The following is a 23,496-nucleotide window of genomic DNA, read 5'->3' on the forward strand; positions in this document are numbered from 1 at the left end:
AGGATTCTTGGAATAATGTGTTTAAGGTAAAGCGACGATGGAGATGAAGTTCAGGCACTGAAACCACTGATAAACACGCGTAAAGCCCGCTTCATGTAGGCGCGCTTTATGGATGGCAAAGGAGTCAATGCGCATCACATTTTCAATGGCTTCGCGCTTTTGGGCAATCTCTAATTCTGAGTAGCCATTCGCACGTTTGAAGGCTAAATGCATGTCATCAAGCACGGATTGCTCATCAGCATCATCAAAATAGATTTTTTCTGATAAAAATAGGGCGCCTGTTGGCAGCAATGCTTGGCGAATTTTGGTGAGCAGTGCTAAACGCTCGGCTGGCTCAATGAATTGCAAGGTTAGATTTAACACAACAATGGCCGCGGGATCAAAGTCAATATGACGAATGTCTGCTTGTTTGAGCTCAATGGGAATGAGGCCATCGTGTACTTGATCTTGCAATTTAAAAAACTGTGTGGCTTTTTCGATCATGGGTGCTGAGTTATCGACAGCGATGATTTTCGTATTTTCTGTACGAATCGAATGGCGAAGGGCATTAGATACCGCGCCAAGCGAGCAGCCAAGGTCATAAATGGTGGCATTGTCCTCTGCAAAGAGCGGAGCAAAGCGACCAATTTGCTCAACGATCATCGGGTAACCCGGTGCAGAGCGTTTGATCATGTCTGAGAAAACATTGACCACTTCTTCATTGAAGACAAAGTCAGTTTTCTTGCGTTTCTCAGAGAAAATGGTATCAACAGGCATCATGATTGATTGAGTTCAACTAAAGTGTCATGGTAACGATCAACAAGATTCGGTAAAGATTCTAAATGACGCGTTTTGGCATACTTTAATCGATAAGCAGTATAAGGTGCTGTTTCGCCTGCTAAGAACAGCTCAAGTTGGCGCGCACGACATTGATGAATCAAGGCATCTTCAGGCTCTGCGGCAACCGTGATGTCTGTCAATGCAGCCTGATAACCTTTAGGAGGTGCGGTAATGAGCGGGGCATCTTCATAATGGTAGTCATCATAAAAATGTTCCATCTCTGGCGTTGCAGCACTCGATGAATCAGATTTCAATGTTTGGTCGATGATGGCGCGAGAGTTGCGAAGGGTATCCTCTGTAGAGTGACGCGCTTCACGCAATGACTGCTTCACTTCATCTAATTGAGTGGTGTCATTGATCTGCTTTGTAAAACTCTGCTTTGTCTCCTCTATGGAGCGCTTGAGCTCATCGGTTTCGAACTCTTTTGAGACTTCATTTTTCACTTGATCTGCAAAAGAACGGATTTTATTGACGATACTGCCCACCGCACGAATGGTCTCTGGCAGCTTTTGTGGGCCAATGACGATCAATGCGACAATAAAGACAATCAGAAATTCGCTAAAACTAATACCAAACATTGATGGACTTTACTGTACGTTGTCTTTTTTCGTTTCAGAAGCGTCTACTTTAGGTGCAGCTTCAGTAGATTTGTGCTCAACGGATTCAACTTTACCGTCTTTGTCACCCTCTTTTTTCTCATCTTCTTTCATGGCGTCTTTGAAGCCTTTTAACGCTGTGCCTAAATCACCACCCATGTTGCGCAGTTTTTTTGTACCAAAAATTGCCAATACGACGATTAATACAATGATCCAGTGCCAAATGCTAAATGAACCCATAACAAGTACCTCTATATGATAAAGTCATTCTAAAAAATTCGATTCATTATAAAGGTAATGTGCCCTGAGGTATAGACTAACTTCAACTATTTTTATCCATCTGATGGATTCTGGGCAACATTTCACCAAAACCGATGGATTGCAGTTTTAATTTGATGTGCTATATTAATAAGGTCAGTAGTCGAGCGGTTTTGCGCATAAAGTGCACAAAACAAGAATTGTATAATAATTCATCTTGATTAATCATTTTAATCGCTTATAATACGCTTCTGATTTGCAGTGCGGGAATAGCTCAGTTGGTAGAGCACAACCTTGCCAAGGTTGGGGTCGCGAGTTCGAGTCTCGTTTCCCGCTCCAAAAAATGGCTGAATAGCATAGGGGTAATGCACCGGTTTGCAAAACCGTGTACGCCAGTTCGATTCTGGCTTCAGCCTCCAAAAAATATTATGGTGACCCACATTGGTTTCCTCGCAGTGAATTATTACGCACCGTGTCAGGTCCGGAAGGAAGCAGCACACGTATTAGGTTTGCGTGCAGAGGGTGAGCTGGTGTGGGTCATCTCCATTTTGGGCAGGAAATATTAGGAGTTCATCCCCATGGCAACTCAAGCCTTAGCGCGTAAATGGCGCCCGAAAAACTTTCACGAAGTTGTTGGTCAAAAGCACGTTGTCACTGCCTTAACAAACGGTCTCGATAATAATCGTCTTCATCATGCCTTTTTACTCACCGGTACTCGCGGTGTCGGTAAAACAACGCTTGCGCGCATTTTAGCGAAATCCTTAAACTGTGAACAAGGGGTCAGCTCTCATCCTTGTGGCGTTTGCAGCATTTGTCAGGAAGTCGATCAAGGTCGTTTTGTGGATCTGATCGAAATCGATGCGGCATCGCGCACAAAAGTGGAAGATACTCGCGAAATTTTAGACAATGTCCAATATGCGCCAACGTGCGGTCGTTATAAGGTTTACCTCATCGATGAGGTGCACATGCTCTCAAACAGCAGCTTCAATGCCTTATTAAAAACATTAGAAGAGCCGCCAGAGCATGTTAAATTCATTTTAGCCACCACCGATCCACAAAAATTACCGGTGACGGTTTTATCGCGCTGCTTACGGTTTCATTTAAAAAAAATCCCAGCCCCTGAAATTACCAGCTACTTAACGCACATCATGGATGCTGAAGGCATCGATTATCAAAATAAAGCGCTAGAACTGATTGCCAAAGCCGGGGCAGGGAGCATGCGTGACAGCTTGTCTCTATTAGATCAAGGCATTGCATACACCAATGGTCATGTGGCATTTGAACCGATTCAAACCATGCTTGGGCTCATTGATGATCAATATGCACTGCTGATTCTGCGTGCCTTAGCAACCCTTGATCAATCTGCATTACTTGCGGCATCTAAGCAAGTGATGGATTCAGGTGCAGATCCTTATGCATTATTAGAAGCTTTGATTGAGGCTTTCCATCAATTGACGCTGTTACAAATTGATGCCAGCTTTATTGATTTAGATGATACGCATCAAGATGCATGGCAAGCGCTGGCAACGGCGATGAGTGCAGAAGATCTCCAACTGTATTATCAAATTGCACTTCATGGCCGCAAAGATTTAGAAATGCATCCTGAGCCATTGATTGGGCTTGAGATGACATTGCTGCGCATGTTGCTCTTTACACCAAAAGGTGCGCCACAAAAATCATCCGCGCCGTCCGTCAAAACGCAGCCATCTACAACGCCGATTGTCCATGCACCGCAAAGGCACAATGAACCGACAGTTTCATTGGCGACATTGTTAGATGAGGTACAAGCTGCGCCAGAGGTTGTTACTAAAGTTGAGCCTGTTGCAGAGCCGCCTGTGGTTGAAGAAATAAAAATAGCAGAGCCAACGCCTGAGATAGAACCTGAGCCTGAAATCATACCTATGAATGATGCACCTACGATGGATGATGTGCCGCCGTGGATTGATGCTGAGCAATATGAATCCATCACAGCGGTTGCGCTAGAACCCATTGAGCCAGAAATTGCAGTGCCTGTGGCATCAACGCCTGCTGAATCGGTCGCTGCTAGATCTCAAGCCGATTATCCTTTAAATAACAATGAAGATTGGCTTGAAATTGTGCGCAATCTATCCATTTCAGGATTGACGCTGGGCATTGTTCGTAACTTAGTGCTCGAACGATTTTCCGATGATTGGTTGGTGCTAAAACGCTCAAGAGAAGATCATGCCTTTAACATTCCGGATGCCGAAGCAAACATTGCAAAAGCGGTGAGTGAGCTTCTTGGTCGCGACATTCGTTGCTCCATTGTGGCCACAGAACAGATGATTGAAGAGGATGATTTTAATCATCGGGCCGAAAAAGAGTTAGAAGCGCGTAAAGTGCAAGTGTTGGCTGACATTCATGCGGATCCTGTTGTGCAATTTTTGGTCAATACGTGTGATGCAGAAGTGTTAGATTCAACCCTTAAGCTCAAACACGAATAGTGTATAATACAATTTTTTAATCAAGGAAAACGATTATGATGATGAAAGGCGGAATTGCTGGGATGATGAAAAAAGCCCAGAAAATGCAAGAAGATATGGTGAAAGCACAAGAAGAATTGGCGGACATCTCTGTGACGGGTGAATCTGGTGCAGGTTTAGTGAAAATCGAAATGTCTTGCCGCCACGTTGTGCGTAAAATTGAAATTGATGATTCATTGTTATCAGATGATAAAGAGATGCTTGAAGATTTAATCGGTGCAGCGTTTAACGATGCATTGGCGAAAGTTGAAGTGGCTTCTCAAGAAAAAATGAAATCTGTGACCGGTGGCTTTGAATTGCCAGCGGGCATGAAATTGCCTGGTTTTTAATGAGCCATACACTGTATCCGAAAGCCCTTAAAGCATTGGTGGATGCCTTAAGGGTTTTGCCCGGTGTGGGGCAAAAGTCAGCGCTGAGAATGGCGCTGCATTTGCTTGAGCGCAATCGAACGGGTGCTTTGCAGCTGAGCGAAGCCATTACGGGTGCATTGAATCACATACAAAAATGCAGCATTTGCCGCAATTTATCTGATGAGGCTGTGTGTTCGATCTGCCAAGATCCAAAGCGCGATGAATCATTGTTGTGTGTGGTGGAAAACCCGATGGATGTGTTTGCACTTTCCCAATCGGTGGATTATAAAGGTCGTTACTTTGTGCTTATGGGCAATTTATCACCGTTAGATGGCATTGGCCCTGAAGAAGTGGGGCTTGATCTGCTTGAAGCGCGCTTGCGTGAAGGAGTGATCAAAGAGCTGATTTTAGCCACCAATCCAACGGTTGAAGGTGAAGCGACGGCGTTTTACATTGATGAAATGGCCAAGCCCTATCAAGTGATCGTCACCCGCATTGCACATGGCGTGCCAATGGGCGGCGAACTTGAATATTTAGACAGCGGCACATTGTCCCATGCATTCAGAGCAAGACAAAGATTTTAAGGAGGTGAATCATGAGTACCATTTTTACCAAAATTATTAATAAAGAGATTCCGGCCACCATCGTCTATGAAGATGATCAAGTGTTGGCGTTTCGTGACATTGATCCAAAAGCACCTGAACACATTTTGGTGATCCCTAAAAAAGAGATTCCAACAGTCAATGACATTGACGAAGCCGATGCTGCACTTGTGGGGCAGCTGTTTTTAGCGGCGAAAAAGATCGCCAAAGAGCTCGGCTTTGCGGACAATGGTTACCGTTTGGTGATGAACTGCAATGAAGATGGCGGTCAAACAGTGCATCACATTCACATGCACATTTTAGCAGGTCGTCGTTTGAACTGGCCTCCAGGTTAATGGCAATCGTATGAATTTAAAAGATTATATCATCAGCATTCCAGATCATCCGTTACCGGGGATCATTTTTAGAGACATCTCGCCACTGCTTGGCAATGGTGAAGCGTATCGTTATGCCACCAATCAAATCGTTGATTACGCGAAATCGAAAGGTGTGCAAAAGATCGTTGGGCCAGAAGCACGTGGTTTCATTGTGGGTTGTCCTGTGGCGTATGCCATGGATGTGGGCTTTGTGCCTGCCCGTAAAAAAGGTAAATTACCCCGTGAAACAGAGTGTGTGGAATATGCCTTAGAATATGGCACTGCCCTCATTGAGCTTCATAAAGATGCCATCAAACCTGGTGAAAAGGTATTGATCTGTGATGATTTACTCGCCACAGGCGGTACAATTGCTGCGGTGATTGAGTTGGTTGAAAAGCTCGGTGGCATTGTAGTGGGCTGTGCGTTCTTAGTGGAACTGACAGAGCTCAATGGTCGCGAGAAGATCAAGCAGTATGATACGTTGACTTTGATGGAATTTTAGTCAGATTTTGGCCAATGGATTGAAGAAGATTTAGGTTACGCCCTTGAAAACAATACGTCAGCGAAACAAACTATACATTGCCCTTGTGATTGGGTTAATACAAGCGCCTGTGATGGCTCAAACACCGCAAACGGGTGCTTTAGGCGTTTGCCGCATCAGCCCGTTGAAGCAATATTTACAGCCGACTGATCAAGTGATTGAGGATGGCACGGTTTATCTCTCAGGAAATACTGCTGACAGTGATGAGCGTTATGCCAATGTCGAAGGCGATATTGTGGCGTATTATGGCAACAGCCGCGTTGATGCCAGTCGCATCACGCTAGATCGCACAACCAATGTCTTATCTGGCCATGATCAAAACATCCGTTATGCCTCTGATTCTGTGGTGCTTGAGTCTAAAAGCTTCACCTCTCGCCTCAATGATAAAGAGTACGAAGGTGATGATGTCACCTACTATTTACACCAAGCGGAAGCGCAAGGGCGCGCGAAATATGCCATCAGCCGTCAGATTGCAAAAACCGCGGATTTCCAAGGTGTGACCTATTCAACGTGCCCAACGGATGAAGAGGTGTGGCAGTTGTCCGCAGCCGATCTTCATTTAGATGAAAACACAGGGCGCGGCATTGCCAAACATGCCAAATTTGCACTCTTTGGCGTCCCGATTTTATACACGCCATACTTTTCATTCCCCATTGATGATCGTCGACAAACGGGCTTTTTATTCCCCACAATCTCTTATGATCGCGATGGTGGCTTATCTGTCCGTGCACCTTACTATTTAAATTTAGCGCCGAATTATGATGTGACGTTAAATCCCGGATTTTATACGCGCCGCGGTTTGATTTTAGGGGCAGAAGCTCGCTATTTAAACACCTGGCAAAATTCAGTGTTCCGTTTTGATTTTTTGCCGGATGATCGTCGGTTTAAAAATCAAGAGCGTGCCCGCATTGCTGCGAATGATCCGAAAGATCCCTATAGCAAAAAACTGCATTCAACGCGTTGGTCAGTGTTTTTCAATCAGCAGTTGAATTTGATGCCAAAATTGCGTGGGCGCATCTTATTTCAACAAGTGTCTGATCATCGCTATGTGGAAGACATTCAAGATGCTGTCGGCTTATTGACTGAAACAAACTTAGAGCGCGTGGCAGAACTCACTTATTCAGATCGCAATTGGCAGAGCACATTGCGTGTGCAGCACTATCAAGTGCTTGATAAGGTGATCATTCCTGATGCGCCTTATGCGCGCATGCCACAATGGTTATTAAGTGGCGAATGGGAACAAAATGGCATCATTTATGGTGGGAATGTGGAGGCTGTACAATTTAGAACCCACATTAAGCCAAATGATCGTAATAAAGCGCGCCCAAAATCTGCGACGCGCATTGATTTATTGCCGTATGTGGGCTTTCGTTTAGAAAATTCTTGGGGCTTTTTTGAGCCAAAATTGGCCTATCGCTACACTCATTATGATTTAGATTATCAAGACATCAATGGCGTTGCACCGAATAAACCCCATAATTTGCACCGCGGCACCTCCATTTTCAGTATTGATACAGGAATTGCCTTAGAGCGTGATGTGAGCTTTAGCCATTTATTTGGTGGCGGGAACTTCATTCAAACATTAGAACCCCGTTTATTTTACTTGAATGTGCCATATCGTCGTCAATCAGACATTCCAATTTTTGACACCGGCAACATTACACCAAGCTATGACAATCTGTTTGCCACCAACCAATTTACTGGTGCCGATCGTCAGAGCAATGCCAATCAGCTCACAACTGCGCTCACCACACGTTTTATTAATGATGAAACGGGTGTGGAGCATTTTAGATTGTCTTTAGGACAAATTTATTATTTTGATCAACCACGCATCACCATTAACCAAGACTTATTGCCGAAAAATGAGTGCCTGAAGGATTATGAAAATAATCATCGACCAGGCATTGGGGCAATTAAATGCCAAAGTGGCCGTCATTCAGAATGGTTTGTGGAAAATCACATTGTCTTTTCCAGTGATTTCAGTTCTCGAGTCATTTGGCAATGGTCACCGGATGCCAAGCGCACCACGCGATTATCGTATGACTTACGCTATCAGCCTGAGCCTCGTAAAATCATTAACATTGCACAGCGCTATGATCGCACCTTGACAGGTACGCAAAAAGATTGGGTGACGAACCAAATTGATATCACATCCTTCTGGGAAGTGAATAATAACTGGGCAGTGGTGGGGCGCTATAACTATTCATTAGAAGAGCGCCGCATGAATGATTCTTATGTGGGCTTTGAATACAGTGATTGCTGCGTGGCAACGCGTGTGGCAGCTCGTTATTATCGCAGTAATTTACTTGATGATAAAAAGAGTTGGAAAGCCTATTTACAGTTTGAATTTAAGGGCTTAGGTAATGTTGGGCAGAGCACAGACTCTTTCTGGGAAGAGAGCATTCCGGGCTATACACCAAAATATTTAAGCAATACCCGCGGATTTTAGATCAAAAAAGCCCCCACACTGTGGGGGCTTTTTGATTCTAATGTAATTAGAGAATGAAGCGGCTTAAATCTTCATTGTCAGACAATTCACCGAGAGAATTTTTCACCATGGTTTCATCGATGGTGACGGTTTCGCCACTGCGATCAGACGCTGTGAATGAAATCTCTTCTAGCAAGTGCTCTAAAATCGTGTGTAAACGACGCGCACCAATGTTTTCTGTTTTTTCATTGACGTTGTAAGCGATTTTAGCAATCTCAGCAATCGCACCATCTGTAAAGGCAAGTTCGACTTCTTCAGTTTTCAATAAGGCAGTGTATTGCTTGATGAGGGCCGAAGATGGCTCTTTTAAGATGCGTTCAAAATCTTCTGCCGTCAATGCATTGAGTTCAACGCGAATCGGTAAACGACCTTGCAATTCAGGAATCAAATCAGAAGGGCGTGCAACATGGAAAGCGCCCGATGCGATGAACAAAATGTGATCGGTTTTCACAGGACCATATTTAGTAGAGACGGTGCTGCCTTCAATGATGGGCAATAAATCACGTTGCACACCTTCACGAGAAACATCCGTGCCAGAGCTTTCGCCGCGGCGGCACACTTTATCGATCTCATCAATGAAAACAATGCCAGTGTTTTCAGCAGCAGCAATGGCTTGTTTTTTCACATCTTCTTCATTGACCAAACGGCGGGCTTCTTCATCTTGCGCCGCTTTTAAAGCATCTTTGATTTTCATCTTTTGCTTATGTTTTGGCGTGTTGCCCGTTTGATTGAAGAGGGATTGCAATTGCTCTGCCATCTCTTCCATGCCAGGAGGCGTCATGATGTTCATGCTTGAAGCATGTTGCTGCGTCAATTCAATTTCAATCTCTTTGTCGTCTAATTCACCGCGAATGATTTTTTCACGGAATTTTTGACGCGTGGCAGAGTTATCTGTGCTTGGCGCGCTTGGCTCATTGTCAAAACCCACGGATTTAGGGCGGGGAATGAGCACATCTAAAATGCGTTCAATGGCGGCGTCTTCAGCTTTCGGATGCGCGAGTTTTACAGCATCTTCACGGGCTTTCGTGATGGCAGCTTCCACTAAATCACGAATGATGGAATCCACTTCACGACCGACATAACCCACTTCCGTGAATTTTGTGGCTTCCACTTTAATGAATGGCGCGTTTGCTAAATTGGCCAAACGGCGAGCAATTTCAGTTTTACCAACGCCCGTTGGCCCAATCATTAAGATGTTTTTCGGTGTGATCTCTTTACGCATGTCTCCGGTGACTTGTTGGCGTCTCCAACGGTTACGTAAAGCAATGGCAACGGCGCGTTTTGCATCGTTTTGTCCCACAATGTAGCGATCGAGTTCTTGAACGATCTCTCTTGGTGTCATTTCACTCATGATGTCTTCCTAAAATGTTAGCTTTTCAATCGTTTGATTGTGATTGGTGTAGATACAGATGTCCGCGGCAATGCTTAAGCTTTTGCGCACGACGCTTTCTGCATCTAAATCTGTATTGTCTAAAAGGGCAAGGGCTGCACTTTGTGCAAAGGCACCGCCAGAACCAATGGTGGCCATATTGTGTTCAGGCTCGATCACATCGCCATTGCCTGAGATCACTAAAATAGCCGTTTCATCTGCCACAATCAATAGCGCCTCTAGGCGACGAAGTTGCTGATCTGTTCGCCAATCTTTGGCCAATTCGACGGCTGCACGGGTCAATTGACCGTTGTGTTGCTCGAGTTTCGCTTCAAAGCGTTCAAACAAAGTAAAGGCATCGGCTGTACCACCTGCAAATCCGGCAATCACTTTTCCATTGTATAAACGACGCACTTTTCTGGCATTGCCCTTCATGACGGTATTGCCTAACGAGACTTGGCCATCGCCACCGATGACAACTTCATTGCCACGTCTAACTGCGCAGATCGTGGTACCACGATATTGTTCCATTTGAACTCCTTGTTCATGTTTCATTGACGTCTCATTAAAATGAGGATGGATTTTTCAATTTCAAGGTGGTCAATGAAAATGGACATCATTTAGACGATTCGTCTGTGTGCTTTTTGCTCAAATTTTGGATCATGGTGGTGATGTAAACCGTGAAAATGGGGAAGATCGTGATGCCTGCCACCGCTAAAATGGCAGTGCTGATTTTGCCTGCGGTGGTGACAGGAATGATGTTTGATCCTAAAGTGGTTGCGGTCATCGATGCCCACCAAATCACATCGCCATAGGTTTTCACTTGTGGGTTGACGGAGATCTCAAAGAGATAAAAGAGCAAAGTTTGTAGATAGGCAATCGAGAAAAACAGGGTTAAATAGGAGACAAATAACCCAGTAATGCGGTCACTGATGAGGAGTTTAACCAATAAAAAGAGGGCGATGACGCCGCGAAAAATCGGTAAAAATTTCAGTAAATAAAAGGCTTGCGTGGAGAGTTCTAAATGAAAATGGTTCAACACATTGATGTAAGGAATGGAGACCAAAATCAAAAAGAGATAGCGGCGAAAATACTCTAAGCGATGATCAGAGAGAAAAAAGCCTGACAATAAGTCCAATAAAAAGTAGATGCAGATCCAAAATTGTAGATTGTTATTGCGGATCAATGTGTTGTTTTGGATGTTCGGAATGTCCACAAGCGTGATGTCAATGATCAACACAATGGATGCAAAGATGGCAAAGAGATAGAGGATTTTGCGGGCAATCATTTTAAATGTTTCTAAGCCCGTTTTTGGCGTTGTATTGGTGGTCATCGTGGGTCTTTATGATCTCAATCAAAACATGAAAGCAGTATAGCATTTAATTGCCGGATAAACGTTATGTATTGTGATATACTCCGCGCAATGATTGAGATCAAAGGGGTCAATATGAAGCGTTTTCATAAAACTTTGGCGCTGACAGCATTGTTGGCGACAACATTGAGTGCAGCATTTGCAGAGTCATTATTTGTCTATTCAGGCGCAGGTCTTAAAAAGCCTATGGAAGAGATTGCAGCGGTCTTTGAAAAAAATCATGATGCGACGGTGGAATTTAACTTTGCAGGTTCAGGGCAATTGCTTGCGCAGCTTGCCACCACAGGCAAGGGCGATTTGTTCATTGTGGGCTCAGAAGTCTCTTATGAAGCCGCTGAGAAAAAAGGTTTAGTTGGGAACGCTTATGGCATTGCCCATCATACGCCTGCCATTGTTGTGCTAAAGGGCAATCCTAAAAACATCCAAAGCTTAGAAGATTTAAGTCGCGAAGGCATTAAAGTGATTTTAGGTGAGCCAAAAGCGAATGCGATTGGTAAAACGGCGCAAGAGATTTTAAAGAAAAATCATTTAGAAAAGATCAATGATAACGTGGTATCAACGGCAAACACTGTCAATGAAATGGCGGTGCAACTCACTTTAGGCACGGCAGATGCCATGATTGCCACCATTGATGCAGTGTATCACAACCCAAAAGTTGAGATCATTGAGATTCCGGTTGAACAAAACATTGATCAAATTGTCACGGGCGGCATTGTCACGTCAACACAATCCCCAGAGTTGTCTAAAGCGTTTATGGATTTAACCGATTCTCCTGAAGGCCGTGAGATTTTTGCGCGTCATGGTTTTGCCCCTGTGACGGAATGATTCGATCACTCTTTTATCTATTTGTCATGTTGGTGGCGCTTTTTATCGTTGCGCCACTTTTAATGTTGATGAAAGAGGGTATGGCACAATTGCCCACGGCGATTCAGTCAAAAGAGGTACAATTTGCCATTGCATTGAGTTTAAAAACCTCGATCATCTCCACCATCATTTGCCTCATGTTAGCGGCACCGATTGCCCAATTTTTGCATCAATGTCGATTTAAGCACTATGTGATGCCTTTTCTTTATTTGCCATTGGCATTGCCACACATTGTTTCGGGTGTGGCTTTGCTCCTTTTTTTTGGTCATTTGGGCATTGGTGGATTTTTAGAGCGCCATTTTAATCTCGCCTTTGTGTTCACTGAAAAGGGCATCATGTTGGCGCAAGTGTTTGTGAATCTCCCCTTTGCCATTCAATTATTGGCGGTGGGGCTTGAGCGATTAAATGGGCGTCAGCTCTTTGTGGCGCGCACACTTGGTGCCTCAAAATGGCAATGTTTTTATCATGTCACATTACCACTACTCAAAAGTACGTTGATTGCCACAGTGATTTTGACATGGTCACGTGCCCTTGGCGAATTTGGCGCAGTGATTATGGTGGCGGGCGCAACGCGCATGAAAACAGAAATTCTACCCACATCCATTATGCTGAATCTATCAACCGGCGAGCTCGATTTAGCGATGGCAATTGCGGTGATTTTAATGATGATCTCTTTAACATGCTCTTTAATCTTTGAATATGCTTTTAGGGGACGCCGTGCTGACGCTCGATGAACTTTGCCTTAATGTTGGGGCATTTACCTTAGACAATATTTCACTTGCATTAAAACCAGGCGATTATTGCGTCATTTTAGGGCGCACAGGGTCAGGTAAAACATTATTGTTAGAATCGATCGCAGGGCGTTATTCCCAATTGACAGGATCAATCACGCTCAATGAACAATCTTTATCAAAAATGCCCGTGGAAGCACGCAACATTGGCTTTGTGTATCAGCATTTTGAGCTTTTTAACCATTTAACTGTGCGAGAAAATATTGCTTTTCCCTTAAAAATGCGCAAAGTGCCCATGGCACGGCAACAGAATCGTACCCTTAAGATTGCAAATGAATTGGGCATTGCCCATTTATTAGATTCAGCCATCACACATTTAAGTGGCGGTGAGCGTCAGCGCGTTGCCTTGGCGCGGGCACTGATTTTTGAGCCCGAGCTTTTATTGTTAGATGAGCCCACCAGCGCCCTTGATTATGTGACGCGCCATGAAATGCGCCGCGTGCTGCATCACATTCATCGCACAACTTCGCCCATTATTGTGCATGTCACCCATGACATCAGCGAGGCGCTGGCGTTGGCCACACACATTGGCGTGATGAAAAATGGGCGTTTAATCCATTTTTATCCCCTCACCGATGCCTTAAAAGCAGACGGCGAGGCACGATTATTTGAGCAATTGACTTAAAAAAGGAGTGATGATGTTCATGACCACCGAAGAGATGGAGCGCTTCATCCGTGAAGATGTGCCATATATTGATTTAACCTCAACACTACTCGGGATTGAGCAAGCCCCAACAGAAATTCAATACATGACACGCAGTGGCGGTGTTGTGGCGGGCACTGAGATTGTGGCAAAACTGTGTGAGCGTTTAGGCATTGAAGTTTTGAGTATGAAACCTTCAGGTACACGCATTCATGCCTGTGATCAGTTATTGACGGCCAAAGGGCGGGGCGATTCCATTCATACCCTCTGGAAAGTTGGGCAAAACATTTTAGATTACACCTCAGGCGTTGCGAGCACCACGCGTAAAATGGTGGACATTTGCCAACAAGCGCCTCAAAAAGTGGCACTGTTGACCACGCGTAAAAGCATTCCCGGGACAAAAGCGCTTGCCATTAATGGCATTGTGGCAGGAGGCGCTGTGCCACATCGTTTGGGTTTATCAGAAACCATTTTGATCTTTAAGCAGCACCGTCAATTTTTTAAAGATGATGCAGCGCTCAGTGACCGATTGTCGGAGATTCGTCATTTGACCTGCGAGAAAAAGATCGTCATTGAGGCGGATCATTTAGAAGAAGCCATTCGCTTTGCAAAAATGCCCATCGATGCCATTCAGTTTGATAAATTAACGCCAGAGCAATTGAGTACAGCCGTCATGCACATGCGCGCGCACCATCCTCAATTGACATTATTAGGCGCAGGTGGCATTAACTTAAGCAACATTGAAGCTTACGCGCAAACAGGAGTGGATGGCTTGGTGACCACAGCGCCGTACTATGCCAAAGCGCTTGACATAAAAGTCAATATTTTGTCCTAATCTGCATAATATTTGATTGAAGTATACGGAATATGTACGCAATTTTTGCATAATAGCTTAGAATAGCGAACTTTCTATTGTACTTGAGCATTCATTTTTGAGGTAATGCATGGATTGGCAACAAATACTCTTCCAATTTCTAGGTGGACTGGGCCTGTTTCTTTTTGCAATCAAATTTATGGGCGATGGGCTTCAAAAGTCAGCGGGTAACCGCCTTCGCACCATTTTAGATCGCTTTACCACAAACCCATTTATGGGGATTTTGGCAGGTATTTTTGTCACAGTACTCATTCAATCAAGCTCTGGCACCACGGTGATTACGGTGGGGCTTGTGAGCGCAGGATTAATGACTTTGCGTCAAGCGATTGGCGTCATCATGGGAGCAAACATTGGCACCACGGTGACGGCATTCATCATCGGGATCGACATTGGTGAGTACGCCTATCCGATTTTATTGATGGGTTCAGTGATGCTCTTTTTCTTCAAAAAAACGAGTGTGCAAAACTTAGGGCAAATCTTCTTTGGCTTTGGTGGCTTGTTCATCGGGCTTGATTTGATGAGTAGTGGATTGGCGCCATTGCGGGAATTGCCGCTCTTTACTCAACTCATTTTAGAGATGAGTCACAGCCCGATTTTAAGCGTTTTTGTGGGTACTGTGTTTACCTTGATTGTGCAATCTTCAAGTGCCACCATTGGGATTTTGCAAGGCTTGTATGCTGAAAATTTGATTTCACTGCAAGGCGCATTGCCTGTGCTCTTTGGGGATAACATTGGGACAACGATTACAGCGGTATTGGCAGCAATTGGCGCGACTGTGATTGCAAAGCGTGCGGCAGCCATTCATGTGTTATTTAATGTGCTTGGTGCGGTGATTTTCCTTATTTTCCTGGGGCCATACACGCATTTTATCATGTGGGTCACCGGGCAATTGGCGCTTGAACCTAAAATGCAGATCGCCTTTGCACACGGGACATTTAACTTAGTCAATACATTGATTCAATTGCCATTCATTGGCCTTTGGGCTTATTTGGTGACAAAACTCTTGCCAGAGCGCGAAAAACCTCATGAAAAAGTGGCGCTCTATTTAGATGAAACCATCATTGAAAAATCCCCAAGCATTGCCATTGGGCAAGCGAAAAAAGAGCTCATTCATATGGGGAATTTGAGCATCGATGGTTTAAAACGTTCTCTTGAATACCTAAAAACCAACAATATGGATGATGCGGCATTTGGACGCATTTTAGAGAAGAATATCAATATATTGGATGAAGAGATCACTCGCTATTTGGTGAAAATTTTCCCTCATTCAATCACGCCCCAAGATTCAAATGATCTACAAGCAATGCTCAACTTAGTGTGTGACATCGAGCGCATTGGCGATCACTTTGAAAACATCATCGAGCAGATCGATTATATGGGTGAGCACAACATTACCTTGAGTGACGATGCGAAAAATGAGGTCTTTGAGATGTTTGAACTCACCATTCGCTCGGTTGAGCTGGCCATCACGGCGTTAGATAAGACCGATTTATCAAAAGCGCGCCGCGTTTATGAGTTAGAAGATGAGATCGATGATATGGAGCGTTATTTGCGTAAGCAACACATTCGCCGCCTCAATCATGGGGAATGTACGCCAAAATCTGGTTTAACGTATACAGATTTAATCTCAAATCTTGAGCGCATTGGTGATCACGCCCACAACATTGCTGAGATGCTCTTTGAGAAACATCAACATTAACGGAATTATCTAGCAACTCAATCAAGCCTCTTCTATACTGAGTGAACATCATTCATTAGGAGAGGCTTTATGGTTGTGGACATTTCTCGGCGTGGATTCATAAAATTGGGCACCGTTGCCGGCATCACCTTGATGATTGGGCGCTTGCCAACGGCAAATGCCACACAAGTCAATTCAGGGCCCTCATCCACCGATTGGATGGGCAAAAATGGTCAAGCAAAATTCAGATGGGATGGCATTCGTAAAGTCACGGGGCAAAAGAACTTTGCGCGTGATTATCGTGCCCGTGATTTAGAGGGGTGGCCAGATCAGCAGTGTTATGCATTGATGCTCAAAGTCACCAAGGCAGATCGCACCTTTGAAGGGGTGGATTTATCTGTGCTGGGGGATCTTCAGCCAGATCGTTTGATCCTGCAAGAGGATTTGGTGCGCGATGGCTTTAACATTCCGCAAGATACGAGCATGGGTAAAGGCTTTTATGGGCAAAATATTTTACTGCCAAAAGGCATGACGTCGCCCATTTTAGGTCATCCTGTGGCGATTTTAATTTATAAGGATTTCCCGCGCTTTAATGCTGCTGAGCGCCTATTGCAATTTGATGACAGCGTCATTCAATATGGTGAAGTGACGGGCATTCGACCTTTTAATAACTATGGGGCGGCGCGTTATGTGCGCATTGGTGGGGCAACACCGTATGATCCATCAGTGTTTTCGCCGTATCAAGATGCCGCCATTAAAGGTAAGTTTAAGGGCAATGCTGTGATTTGGCCACCTGAGGCAAAGCCGGATGATACGATGGTGCCAAGCTTTTTCCATAAGGATCGGGGCGGCGGTTTTTTACATGCCTTGCAACAAGCCCATCAAAAACCTGAGACGCAAAATAAAGGGATGGAGCATGCACAGGACATTGCGCAAATGGTTGAGGCTGCGAAAAATGATCCCAATAAATTTGTGTTAGAGCGCCATGGCTTTTCTCAATCCATTGATCCTTGCGCATTAGAGCCCGATAACTGCAATGTTTGGTTTGATGAACAAACAAAAACATTGCACATTTTAACCGCCACGCAATCCCCAGCTGGGGTTGCGAACATGGCAGCCGATTTAGTAAAGCATAATCAAACAGTGGATGTGAAAAACATTGTCCTACTCACTGGTTCAACAGTGGGTTATGGCTCTAAAGATTACTCTGTGTTCCCCATTTATGCGATGGCGGCGAGCTTTTACAGCGACGGATTACCGGTTCGCATGGCCAATAATCGCTATGATCAATTTCAAATGGGCATGAAGCGCCATTCAGTGGAGATGGACGTCACCATTGTGGGAGATAAAACCACTGGAAAATTTGAGATTCTCAAAGGTACCTACAACTGTAATGGCGGCGGGCGTGAGAATTTATCTGTGGCGGTGTCCCATGTGGCGGTGCGCGGTGCGCAGTCCATCTATTATTTTCCAAAATCTGACCTCACCGCATTAGCGATGGCAACGCCAGCGGTGGAAGCAGGATCGATGCGCGGCTTTGGCTCATTGCAATCGATGGCCATTACAGAAATGATGGTGGATGAATTGTCCGAGATCTTAAAGATCGACCCGATGATGCTGCGTCGCAATAATGCGATGCTCGAAGGGTATCCAAATACGCAAGGGGGCATCATTGCGGGTGATCCACGCAATGTGGAGATGCTCAATTTAGCAGAACAGCATCCGATGTGGCAAAATCGCATGCGCGATAAAATTCGTTATGAAGCCAATCATCCAGGATTTTTATATGGTGTGGGATTTGCGCAGGTGCAGCAGGTGTATGGCTCAAGTGGTGTGCCCACCATTTTATCTTTGTCCTTTGATGCAGAAGGTCAGCTCACTATGCGCCATTGTATGCAGGAGATCGGGACGGGCGGCACAACTGCTCAACAAGTGATGGTGTGGCAGGCGCTCAGTAAAGCACCCGATGTGGTGGAGTTTGGGGTGACAGAATTCCCTGAATTGCCTTTACACACAAGCTGGGCAGATCAAAAGAAACAAGATGAGTTGGCTAAACATGATCCTTATTGGACGCCGGGCATAATTCCGGACATGAGTTCCTCAAGTGGTGTGTATTACATTGGCTTTGGCACGCGTCAAGCGGGTAAATTCTTATTGGAAAATAGTTTATGGCCAGCCGCTAAAGCCATTTGGAGTCAAGGTGTGGGCGGTGGCTCGATGAACAGCTTGAATCTATCGTTATCTGATTTACGCGTCACAGAGCTTGGCATTGGCGGTGGCGGCATGAAGCCCATTCCCTTTGAAGTACTGGCGAAAAAAGCTCATGAAATGGGTCTGATTACAGGCGTTGCTGTGCATGCTTATTCAAGTTGGCAATGGGCGCGGGCTGATTTTGACATCCCAACGGTGGGCGCTTGTCATCTACCGTTAGATGCATTGGCTGTGCAATATGGTGAAGGTGCACCTAAGCATTTACGGGATCAAATGACCACAGGTGGTTTTCATTTCATTGCCCGTAAAGAGGCATTTTTCCCGCCCACAGATCGTGGCGGTGCTGATCCCACAACCGTGACCCCTGCGGCATGTTTGGTGGCGCTTGCCATTAATCAAGGCACGGGGGCGGTGCAAATTTTGCGTCATCATATGCTCATGAGTCCTGGGAAAATGATTGTGCCACAGTTGGTTTCTGGGCAGATTCAAGGTGGGACAGCGATGGGCATTGGGCATGCATTGATGGAAGAATTGCCCTTGTATGATGATGGTCCTGGCAATGGTACCTGGAACTTTAACCGGTATATTTTACCGCGCGCTAAAGATGTGGCAGTGTGGCAACAAAGCACAGACTTTTTACCGCCATTGTCAGAAACATCACCACCAAAAGGCATGGCGGAACTTGGCATGATTCCGATTTTGCCAGCAATTGGCAATGCAATTGCCCATGCAACAGGGCATCGCTTTTATGAATTTCCGATCACTGCAGAGAAGATTAAGCGCGTGCTACAAGCAAAGTAGATCGTTAGGGCGGTCGATGTCATAAATGGCGCCAAAATCATCCGTGTCGATCAAATGGCAAGTGTGTGCTTTGACAATTGCACTTGCCCCTTGATCGCCTGTCAGTTGCTTTAATTCAGGAAATAAACTCTGATCAAACCCCACAGGATGTCCTGCTTGACCTTGATAAATCGGGCGGGCAATCGGGTATTTAGTCAGGGCATTTTTAACCTTTGTGAGGGTCACGGGCTGAATGTAGGGTAAATCCGCCGGTAAAATCAGGATGCCTGTTGTATTGTTAGGCAAGGCTTGAATGCCTTGGCGGATGCTCTCGCCCATGCCATCGCTTTCGATGATTTGAATGGGGCTGCCCAATGTTTGTGCCAATGCAATGACATCCGCTTCTTCTTGATTGACCACAATCAAAATCTCATCAGCGTTGAAGGATTTTAACGTGGCTTGATGGGTTGTGGCTAAAATAGTACGCTCAAAGTGTGGCGGTAAATGGCACAATTTATGTACATTGTGCAGAGCTTTAAAACGGCGACTGTGGCCAGCGGCAAGCAGTAATAGACGGATCATAGATACTTTTGACTCACGCAAAGGGTTACCTAACGGTAACACAGATCCTTAAATAAAGGGGATGAATCATTGAAATGGATAAAAGTCCTTTGAATTATTTAAAAAAATCATGGCAAAATTTATATAATAAATAATTGATTTATATTAATTAAATGAATAATTGGTATACATCGGGTAACTTGTGGCGCTATAATGACTCGACTCTCTTGTAGGTGGTCGGTAATTTAGCCGATTTCCAAACAATATTTTATTGAGAAATGACTCATAAAATGGAGGGGGGTCTTAATTTGAAGATTTAATTTATTTCTCAGGCTGATTTAAAGATTAACTTTTTAAATCAACCACTGAAGAAGTATAGTCAAGTATCTTTTCTATTGATAGGAGTCAATCATGGCATTCGCAACAGTTAATCCTTACACCAATGAACTCGTTAAAGAATTCCCAAGCGCGACAGAAGCAGAGATTGTTTCTGCCATCGACAAAGCGGATGCAGCATTCCAAAGCTGGAAAAACTTACCCGTTGCAGAACGTGTGAGCATTTTAGGCAAAGCGGCTAAACATTTGCGTGACAACATCGATGAGCATGCCAAACTCATCACTTTAGAAATGGGTAAAGTGTTTGCTGAGTCTAAAGCAGAAGTGGAATTGTCTGCACAAATTTTAGAATATTACGTAAAACACGCAGAAGAACAATTACAACCACGTAAACTTCCTGTGATGGATCCTGCGGAAGGTGAAGCTTCTTTGGTGTACGAGCCTTTAGGCGTATTGCTTGCCATCGAACCTTGGAACTTCCCGTATTATCAAGTGGCGCGTATTTTGGCACCGCAATTGTCAGCGGGTAATACATTGATTTTAAAACATGCTTCAAACGTACCACAATGTGCTGCGGCGTTTGAAAAAATGATGTTAGAAGTGGGCTTGCCTGAAGGCGTGTTCATCAACTTATTTGCTGAGCATCATCATGTGGAAACCATTTTACAAGATCCACGCGTGTGTGGCGTTGCATTGACAGGTTCTGAATTTGCAGGTTCTGCCGTTGCACAAGTTGCGGGTAAACACCTTAAAAAATCCATCATGGAATTAGGCGGCGCGGATGCATTTGTGGTATTAGACGATGCGGACATTGAAAAAACTGCCAAATGGGGCGTGTTTGGCCGTCATTGGAATGGTGGTCAAGTGTGTGTATCTTCTAAACGCATGATTGTGGATGCAAAAGTGTATGATGAATATTTAGAAAAATACACAGCAGGCGTGGCGGCATTGAAAGCAGGTGATCCGATGGATCCTGCCACACAATTGGCACCATTGTCTTCACAACGTGCGAAAGATGGTTTATTAAAACAGATCGAAGAAGCCGTTAAACACGGTGCAACAGCGATTGAAGTGGGCGAAAAAGTTCCAGTTCAAGGTTGCTTTGTTCAACCCACCATTTTAACAAATGTGACGCCAGACAATCCTGCGTACTATCAAGAGTTCTTTGGCCCTGTGTCCATGATCTTTAAAGCGAAAGATGAAGCCGATGCCATTCGCATTGCCAACGATTCACCTTTCGGCTTAGGCGGTTCTGTCTTTACATCTGACAATGAACGTGGCCGCAAAGTGGCACATCAAATCTCAACAGGTATGGTGTTTGTGAATCATCCAACCATGGTGAAAGCAGACTTACCATTTGGCGGTGTACGTCGCTCAGGCTTTGGTCGTGAATTGATCGATTTAGGCTTAAAAGAGTTCGTGAACCAAAAATTAGTGGACATCGTGGACATTGATGCACCGTTCTAAGCATTAAGTTTTTGAGATGATAGAGAGCCTCCTTCGGGAGGCTTTTTTGTATCTTCTGAATTTGTGGCTTATATTGATGCCAAGAGGAGGATTTATGAATCGACAAACAGCAACATGGGTTGGGCTCAGCGCGATTGTGCTGTGGAGTGCCAATGTGGGATTGCTTCGCCAAGTGGCGGTGCATTTTGGGGCAGTGGGCGGTGCGGCGTTAACATATTCAGTGGCGACAGTTTTTTTGCTCATCACGCTTGCACGCCCAAGCATCCAGGCCTTTACTAAAACGTATCTCATTTGGGGCAGCCTCTTATTTGTGGCGTATGAAGTCTGTTTTTCGCTCGCCATTGGTTATGCAAATACGGCAGAGCAAGCCATTGAAGTGGGCATGGTCAATTATCTGTGGCCAACCTTTACCATTGTGGCGGCGATTTTATTCAATCATCAAAAAAGTAATCTTTGGATCATTCCGGGATTCATTGTGTCATGTGCAGGCATTGTGTGGATTTTAGGGGGTGAAGCGGGCATCAGTGTATCGATGATGCTAGATAACATCAGTGATAATCCCTTAAGTTATGGTTTAGCTTTTGTGGGTGCAGTGATTTGGGCAGCCTATTGCATTGTGACGGCAAGGCTTGCAAAGGGGCAAAATGGCATCACGCTCTTTTTCTTATTAGTGGCAATCACCTTATGGTTGCAATATGGATTGACGGGGCAATCAAACATTGAGTTCAGTTGGGTGGGCGCAGGTTATTTATTGATGGCAGGCGCGGCGATGGGATTTGGTTATGCCGCATGGAATGTGGGCATTTTACATGGCAATGTCACATTGCTGGCCACTGCATCGTACTTTGTGCCAGTTTTGTCTGCTGTGTTGGCGGCGATTTTATTAAGCGCACCGTTGTCTTTTTCCTTCTGGATGGGTGTTGTGTTGGTGTGTTTAGGGTCGATCATCTGTTTGTGGTCCACACGTCATGCATAAAAAATCCCGCACGAGGCGGGATTTTATTCATCAGAATCAGTTAATTAGTAACCGACGTGATGATCATGCTCAATTTTACCTTTAAAGATGCGATGCACATAGAATGTATATGCAAGGATCATTGGCAATACAATCGCAACACCCCATAAGGTGAATTCTAATGACGCAGGGGCTGCACTTGCTTCCCAGATGGTCAATTTACCTAAGATGATGTCAGGGAAGATGCTGTATGAGAAACCAATGAAGGCACACAATACAATCAATACCGCACATAAGTAAGGCACCCAGTCATATTGGAAGGTATTGTCCACAGCGATTTTAGGCAACATACGGAAGATGATGAAGGCTAAAATCACACAGGCCAATGGCACAGGTGCTAAATAAATGATGTTCGGGAATGTGAACCATTTATTGTACACAGTGGTGCTCACAAGTGGCGTTGCCGCAGAGATCAATACGATCGCTAAGAAGGCTAAGAAAATGCTGTTTCTGACAGTTTTAATTGCCATTTGGCGGATGTGATCTTTAGATTTAAAGATCAACCATGCTGAGCCTAACAACGCATAACCAAAGCAAACAGAAATGCCCACTAAAATGGCGAATGCCCAGCCACCTAAAGAGGTGTCTAAACCTGTGGCATATAAACCCACCATCACGCCTTGTGACAAGGTCGCAACGTATGAACCGATGGAGAACAATGCATCCCATAAACCTCTGTGATGCTCTTTTGCTGTGTTACGGAAGTCAAATGCTGCACCGCGTAAAATTAAGCCGCCAAGCATCAACACAGTCGGAATGTAAAGGGTCACTAAAATGTCGCCATATGCTTTAGGGAAAGCAATGAAGATGACGCCAATTCCAAGGACGATCCAAGTTTCGTTCGCATCCCAAAATGGGTCAATCGTTGCCACCATAGAATCGCGATCCGCACGATTTTTCACAAATGGGAACAATAAGCCCACGCCTAAGTCATAACCATCGAAAATGATGTAAAAGAAGACCGCCGCTGCCATTAAAAAGGCAAATATGACGGGTAGAATTGTTGCTGCATCCATGACCATGA

The 23,496-nt window shown here is 44.7% G+C and carries 22 protein-coding genes, 2 tRNA genes and 1 other RNA gene; 17 read left to right on the forward strand and 8 right to left on the reverse strand.

The features are described 5' to 3' along the window. Positions 1-21 precede the first annotated feature (21 nt). From cmoA to tatA, 3 genes are read right to left on the reverse strand one after another with little or no spacing between them, the layout of a single operon-like run. Positions 22-759 carry a carboxy-S-adenosyl-L-methionine synthase CmoA gene (gene cmoA, locus B143_RS0102000; RefSeq protein ID WP_018121980.1) on the reverse strand — a complete coding sequence of 246 codons (738 nt, stop codon included), beginning with the start codon at positions 757-759 and terminating at the stop codon, positions 22-24. Beyond that, complete coding sequence (gene tatB / locus B143_RS0102005; protein ID WP_018121981.1) at positions 756-1,397, reverse strand: Sec-independent protein translocase protein TatB; 642 nt, start codon at positions 1,395-1,397, stop codon at positions 756-758. The genes cmoA and tatB overlap by 4 nt, the downstream gene beginning before the upstream one ends. Positions 1,398-1,406: 9 nt before the next feature. Further along, the gene (gene tatA, locus B143_RS0102010; protein ID WP_008314879.1) at positions 1,407-1,655 is read right to left on the reverse strand and encodes a Sec-independent protein translocase subunit TatA; all 249 of its coding nucleotides are present in this window, start codon (positions 1,653-1,655) and stop codon (positions 1,407-1,409) included. A gap of 281 nt (positions 1,656-1,936) precedes the next feature. Between tatA and B143_RS0102015 the strand changes: the two genes are divergently transcribed. The 9 genes from B143_RS0102015 to B143_RS0102050 all read left to right on the forward strand — a co-directional run bounded on the left by B143_RS0102015 (position 1,937) and on the right by B143_RS0102050 (position 8,472). Then, positions 1,937-2,012, forward strand: a tRNA-Gly gene (locus B143_RS0102015). A 6-nt stretch (positions 2,013-2,018) separates the two neighbouring features. Beyond that, positions 2,019-2,092 (forward strand) — tRNA-Cys (locus tag B143_RS0102020). Positions 2,093-2,112: 20 nt separating this feature from the next. Continuing rightward, positions 2,113-2,209, forward strand: an RNA gene (gene ffs, locus B143_RS09850) — signal recognition particle sRNA small type. Positions 2,210-2,251: 42 nt separating this feature from the next. Then, positions 2,252-4,135 carry a DNA polymerase III subunit gamma/tau gene (gene dnaX, locus B143_RS0102025; RefSeq protein WP_018121982.1) on the forward strand — a complete coding sequence of 628 codons (1,884 nt, stop codon included), beginning with the start codon at positions 2,252-2,254 and terminating at the stop codon, positions 4,133-4,135. Positions 4,136-4,173: 38 nt separating this feature from the next. Continuing rightward, positions 4,174-4,503: a YbaB/EbfC family nucleoid-associated protein gene (locus B143_RS0102030; protein ID WP_026165673.1), complete on the forward strand. Its 330-nt coding sequence runs from the start codon at positions 4,174-4,176 to the stop codon at positions 4,501-4,503. After that, positions 4,503-5,108 (forward strand): recombination mediator RecR, encoded by a 606-nt coding sequence (gene recR, locus B143_RS0102035; protein ID WP_018121983.1) that lies wholly within the window; start codon positions 4,503-4,505, stop codon positions 5,106-5,108. Before B143_RS0102030 ends, recR begins: the two co-directional genes overlap by 1 nt. 11 nt (positions 5,109-5,119) lie before the next feature. Continuing rightward, positions 5,120-5,461 carry a histidine triad nucleotide-binding protein gene (locus B143_RS0102040; protein WP_018121984.1) on the forward strand — a complete coding sequence of 114 codons (342 nt, stop codon included), beginning with the start codon at positions 5,120-5,122 and terminating at the stop codon, positions 5,459-5,461. 10 nt (positions 5,462-5,471) lie between these two features. After that, entirely contained in the window at positions 5,472-5,984 is a 513-nt protein-coding gene (locus tag B143_RS0102045; protein WP_018121985.1) for an adenine phosphoribosyltransferase, read from the forward strand. Between the two features lie 43 nt (positions 5,985-6,027). After that, positions 6,028-8,472: an LPS-assembly protein LptD gene (locus tag B143_RS0102050; RefSeq protein WP_038195711.1), complete on the forward strand. Its 2,445-nt coding sequence runs from the start codon at positions 6,028-6,030 to the stop codon at positions 8,470-8,472. 46 nt (positions 8,473-8,518) lie between these two features. Here B143_RS0102050 and hslU read toward each other — a convergent pair whose 3' ends face one another. The 3 genes from hslU to B143_RS0102065 form a co-directional block, all read right to left on the reverse strand. Further along, complete coding sequence (hslU, locus tag B143_RS0102055; RefSeq protein ID WP_018121987.1) at positions 8,519-9,862, reverse strand: ATP-dependent protease ATPase subunit HslU; 1,344 nt, start codon at positions 9,860-9,862, stop codon at positions 8,519-8,521. 9 nt (positions 9,863-9,871) lie between these two features. Beyond that, on the reverse strand, positions 9,872-10,411 hold the full coding sequence (hslV, locus tag B143_RS0102060; protein ID WP_008314871.1) for an ATP-dependent protease subunit HslV: 540 nt from the start codon (positions 10,409-10,411) through the stop codon (positions 9,872-9,874). 85 nt (positions 10,412-10,496) lie between these two features. Next, a complete protein-coding gene (locus B143_RS0102065) occupies positions 10,497-11,213 on the reverse strand; it encodes an ion channel (protein WP_018121988.1) in 717 nt (238 codons plus the stop codon). 114 nt (positions 11,214-11,327) lie between these two features. Here B143_RS0102065 and modA point away from each other — a divergent pair, with 114 nt between their 5' ends. From modA to B143_RS0102095, 6 genes are all read left to right on the forward strand, one after another. Further along, positions 11,328-12,077, forward strand: coding sequence for a molybdate ABC transporter substrate-binding protein (gene modA / locus B143_RS0102070; protein ID WP_018121989.1), 750 nt, complete (start codon positions 11,328-11,330; stop codon positions 12,075-12,077). Further along, positions 12,074-12,850 (forward strand): ABC transporter permease, encoded by a 777-nt coding sequence (locus B143_RS09660; protein WP_038195716.1) that lies wholly within the window; start codon positions 12,074-12,076, stop codon positions 12,848-12,850. The genes modA and B143_RS09660 overlap by 4 nt, the downstream gene beginning before the upstream one ends. Continuing rightward, the gene (locus tag B143_RS0102080; protein ID WP_018121991.1) at positions 12,834-13,532 is read left to right on the forward strand and encodes an ABC transporter ATP-binding protein; all 699 of its coding nucleotides are present in this window, start codon (positions 12,834-12,836) and stop codon (positions 13,530-13,532) included. The genes B143_RS09660 and B143_RS0102080 overlap by 17 nt, the downstream gene beginning before the upstream one ends. Positions 13,533-13,545: 13 nt before the next feature. Next, positions 13,546-14,385, forward strand: a complete 840-nt coding sequence (gene modD, locus B143_RS0102085) for a ModD protein (RefSeq protein WP_018121992.1) — start codon at positions 13,546-13,548, stop codon at positions 14,383-14,385. Between the two features lie 109 nt (positions 14,386-14,494). Then, positions 14,495-16,123, forward strand: coding sequence for a Na/Pi cotransporter family protein (locus tag B143_RS0102090; protein ID WP_026165674.1), 1,629 nt, complete (start codon positions 14,495-14,497; stop codon positions 16,121-16,123). Positions 16,124-16,192: 69 nt separating this feature from the next. Next, a complete protein-coding gene (locus tag B143_RS0102095; protein ID WP_018121994.1) occupies positions 16,193-19,114 on the forward strand; it encodes a xanthine dehydrogenase family protein molybdopterin-binding subunit in 2,922 nt (973 codons plus the stop codon). Here B143_RS0102095 and B143_RS0102100 read toward each other — a convergent pair. Then, positions 19,100-19,717 (reverse strand): nucleotidyltransferase family protein, encoded by a 618-nt coding sequence (locus tag B143_RS0102100; RefSeq protein ID WP_018121995.1) that lies wholly within the window; start codon positions 19,715-19,717, stop codon positions 19,100-19,102. The genes B143_RS0102095 and B143_RS0102100 overlap by 15 nt on opposite strands. 348 nt (positions 19,718-20,065) lie before the next feature. On the opposite strand from B143_RS0102100, the gene B143_RS0102105 reads away from it, so the two are divergent. Both B143_RS0102105 and yddG read left to right on the forward strand, forming a co-directional pair. After that, positions 20,066-21,457 carry an NAD-dependent succinate-semialdehyde dehydrogenase gene (locus tag B143_RS0102105; protein WP_018121996.1) on the forward strand — a complete coding sequence of 464 codons (1,392 nt, stop codon included), beginning with the start codon at positions 20,066-20,068 and terminating at the stop codon, positions 21,455-21,457. A 94-nt stretch (positions 21,458-21,551) separates the two neighbouring features. Further along, entirely contained in the window at positions 21,552-22,433 is an 882-nt protein-coding gene (yddG, locus tag B143_RS0102110) for an aromatic amino acid DMT transporter YddG (protein WP_018121997.1), read from the forward strand. Between the two features lie 44 nt (positions 22,434-22,477). Here the strand turns inward: yddG and B143_RS0102115 are convergent, their stop codons facing one another. Beyond that, positions 22,478-23,494 carry a cytochrome d ubiquinol oxidase subunit II gene (locus tag B143_RS0102115; RefSeq protein WP_008314855.1) on the reverse strand — a complete coding sequence of 339 codons (1,017 nt, stop codon included), beginning with the start codon at positions 23,492-23,494 and terminating at the stop codon, positions 22,478-22,480. Positions 23,495-23,496: the final 2 nt, after the last annotated feature.

Source organism: Wohlfahrtiimonas chitiniclastica DSM 18708, from assembly GCF_000375345.1.
GTDB classification, from domain to species: Bacteria; Pseudomonadota; Gammaproteobacteria; order Cardiobacteriales; family Wohlfahrtiimonadaceae; genus Wohlfahrtiimonas; species Wohlfahrtiimonas chitiniclastica.

Excerpts from the sequence above, each read along its gene's own strand:
- cmoA (WP_018121980.1), bottom strand. The coding sequence starts at position 759 with ATGATGCCTGTTGATACCATTTTCTCTGAGAAACGCAAGAAAACTGAC.
- tatB (WP_018121981.1), bottom strand. The coding sequence starts at position 1,397 with ATGTTTGGTATTAGTTTTAGCGAATTTCTGATTGTCTTTATTGTCGCA.
- tatA (WP_008314879.1), bottom strand. The coding sequence starts at position 1,655 with ATGGGTTCATTTAGCATTTGGCACTGGATCATTGTATTAATCGTCGTA.
- dnaX (WP_018121982.1), top strand. The coding sequence starts at position 2,252 with ATGGCAACTCAAGCCTTAGCGCGTAAATGGCGCCCGAAAAACTTTCAC.
- B143_RS0102030 (WP_026165673.1), top strand. The coding sequence starts at position 4,174 with ATGATGAAAGGCGGAATTGCTGGGATGATGAAAAAAGCCCAGAAAATG.
- recR (WP_018121983.1), top strand. The coding sequence starts at position 4,503 with ATGAGCCATACACTGTATCCGAAAGCCCTTAAAGCATTGGTGGATGCC.
- B143_RS0102040 (WP_018121984.1), top strand. The coding sequence starts at position 5,120 with ATGAGTACCATTTTTACCAAAATTATTAATAAAGAGATTCCGGCCACC.
- B143_RS0102045 (WP_018121985.1), top strand. The coding sequence starts at position 5,472 with ATGAATTTAAAAGATTATATCATCAGCATTCCAGATCATCCGTTACCG.
- hslU (WP_018121987.1), bottom strand. The coding sequence starts at position 9,862 with ATGAGTGAAATGACACCAAGAGAGATCGTTCAAGAACTCGATCGCTAC.
- hslV (WP_008314871.1), bottom strand. The coding sequence starts at position 10,411 with ATGGAACAATATCGTGGTACCACGATCTGCGCAGTTAGACGTGGCAAT.
- B143_RS0102065 (WP_018121988.1), bottom strand. The coding sequence starts at position 11,213 with ATGACCACCAATACAACGCCAAAAACGGGCTTAGAAACATTTAAAATG.
- modA (WP_018121989.1), top strand. The coding sequence starts at position 11,328 with ATGAAGCGTTTTCATAAAACTTTGGCGCTGACAGCATTGTTGGCGACA.
- B143_RS09660 (WP_038195716.1), top strand. The coding sequence starts at position 12,074 with ATGATTCGATCACTCTTTTATCTATTTGTCATGTTGGTGGCGCTTTTT.
- modD (WP_018121992.1), top strand. The coding sequence starts at position 13,546 with ATGTTCATGACCACCGAAGAGATGGAGCGCTTCATCCGTGAAGATGTG.
- B143_RS0102090 (WP_026165674.1), top strand. The coding sequence starts at position 14,495 with ATGGATTGGCAACAAATACTCTTCCAATTTCTAGGTGGACTGGGCCTG.
- B143_RS0102095 (WP_018121994.1), top strand. The coding sequence starts at position 16,193 with ATGGTTGTGGACATTTCTCGGCGTGGATTCATAAAATTGGGCACCGTT.
- B143_RS0102105 (WP_018121996.1), top strand. The coding sequence starts at position 20,066 with ATGGCATTCGCAACAGTTAATCCTTACACCAATGAACTCGTTAAAGAA.
- yddG (WP_018121997.1), top strand. The coding sequence starts at position 21,552 with ATGAATCGACAAACAGCAACATGGGTTGGGCTCAGCGCGATTGTGCTG.
- B143_RS0102115 (WP_008314855.1), bottom strand. The coding sequence starts at position 23,494 with ATGGTCATGGATGCAGCAACAATTCTACCCGTCATATTTGCCTTTTTA.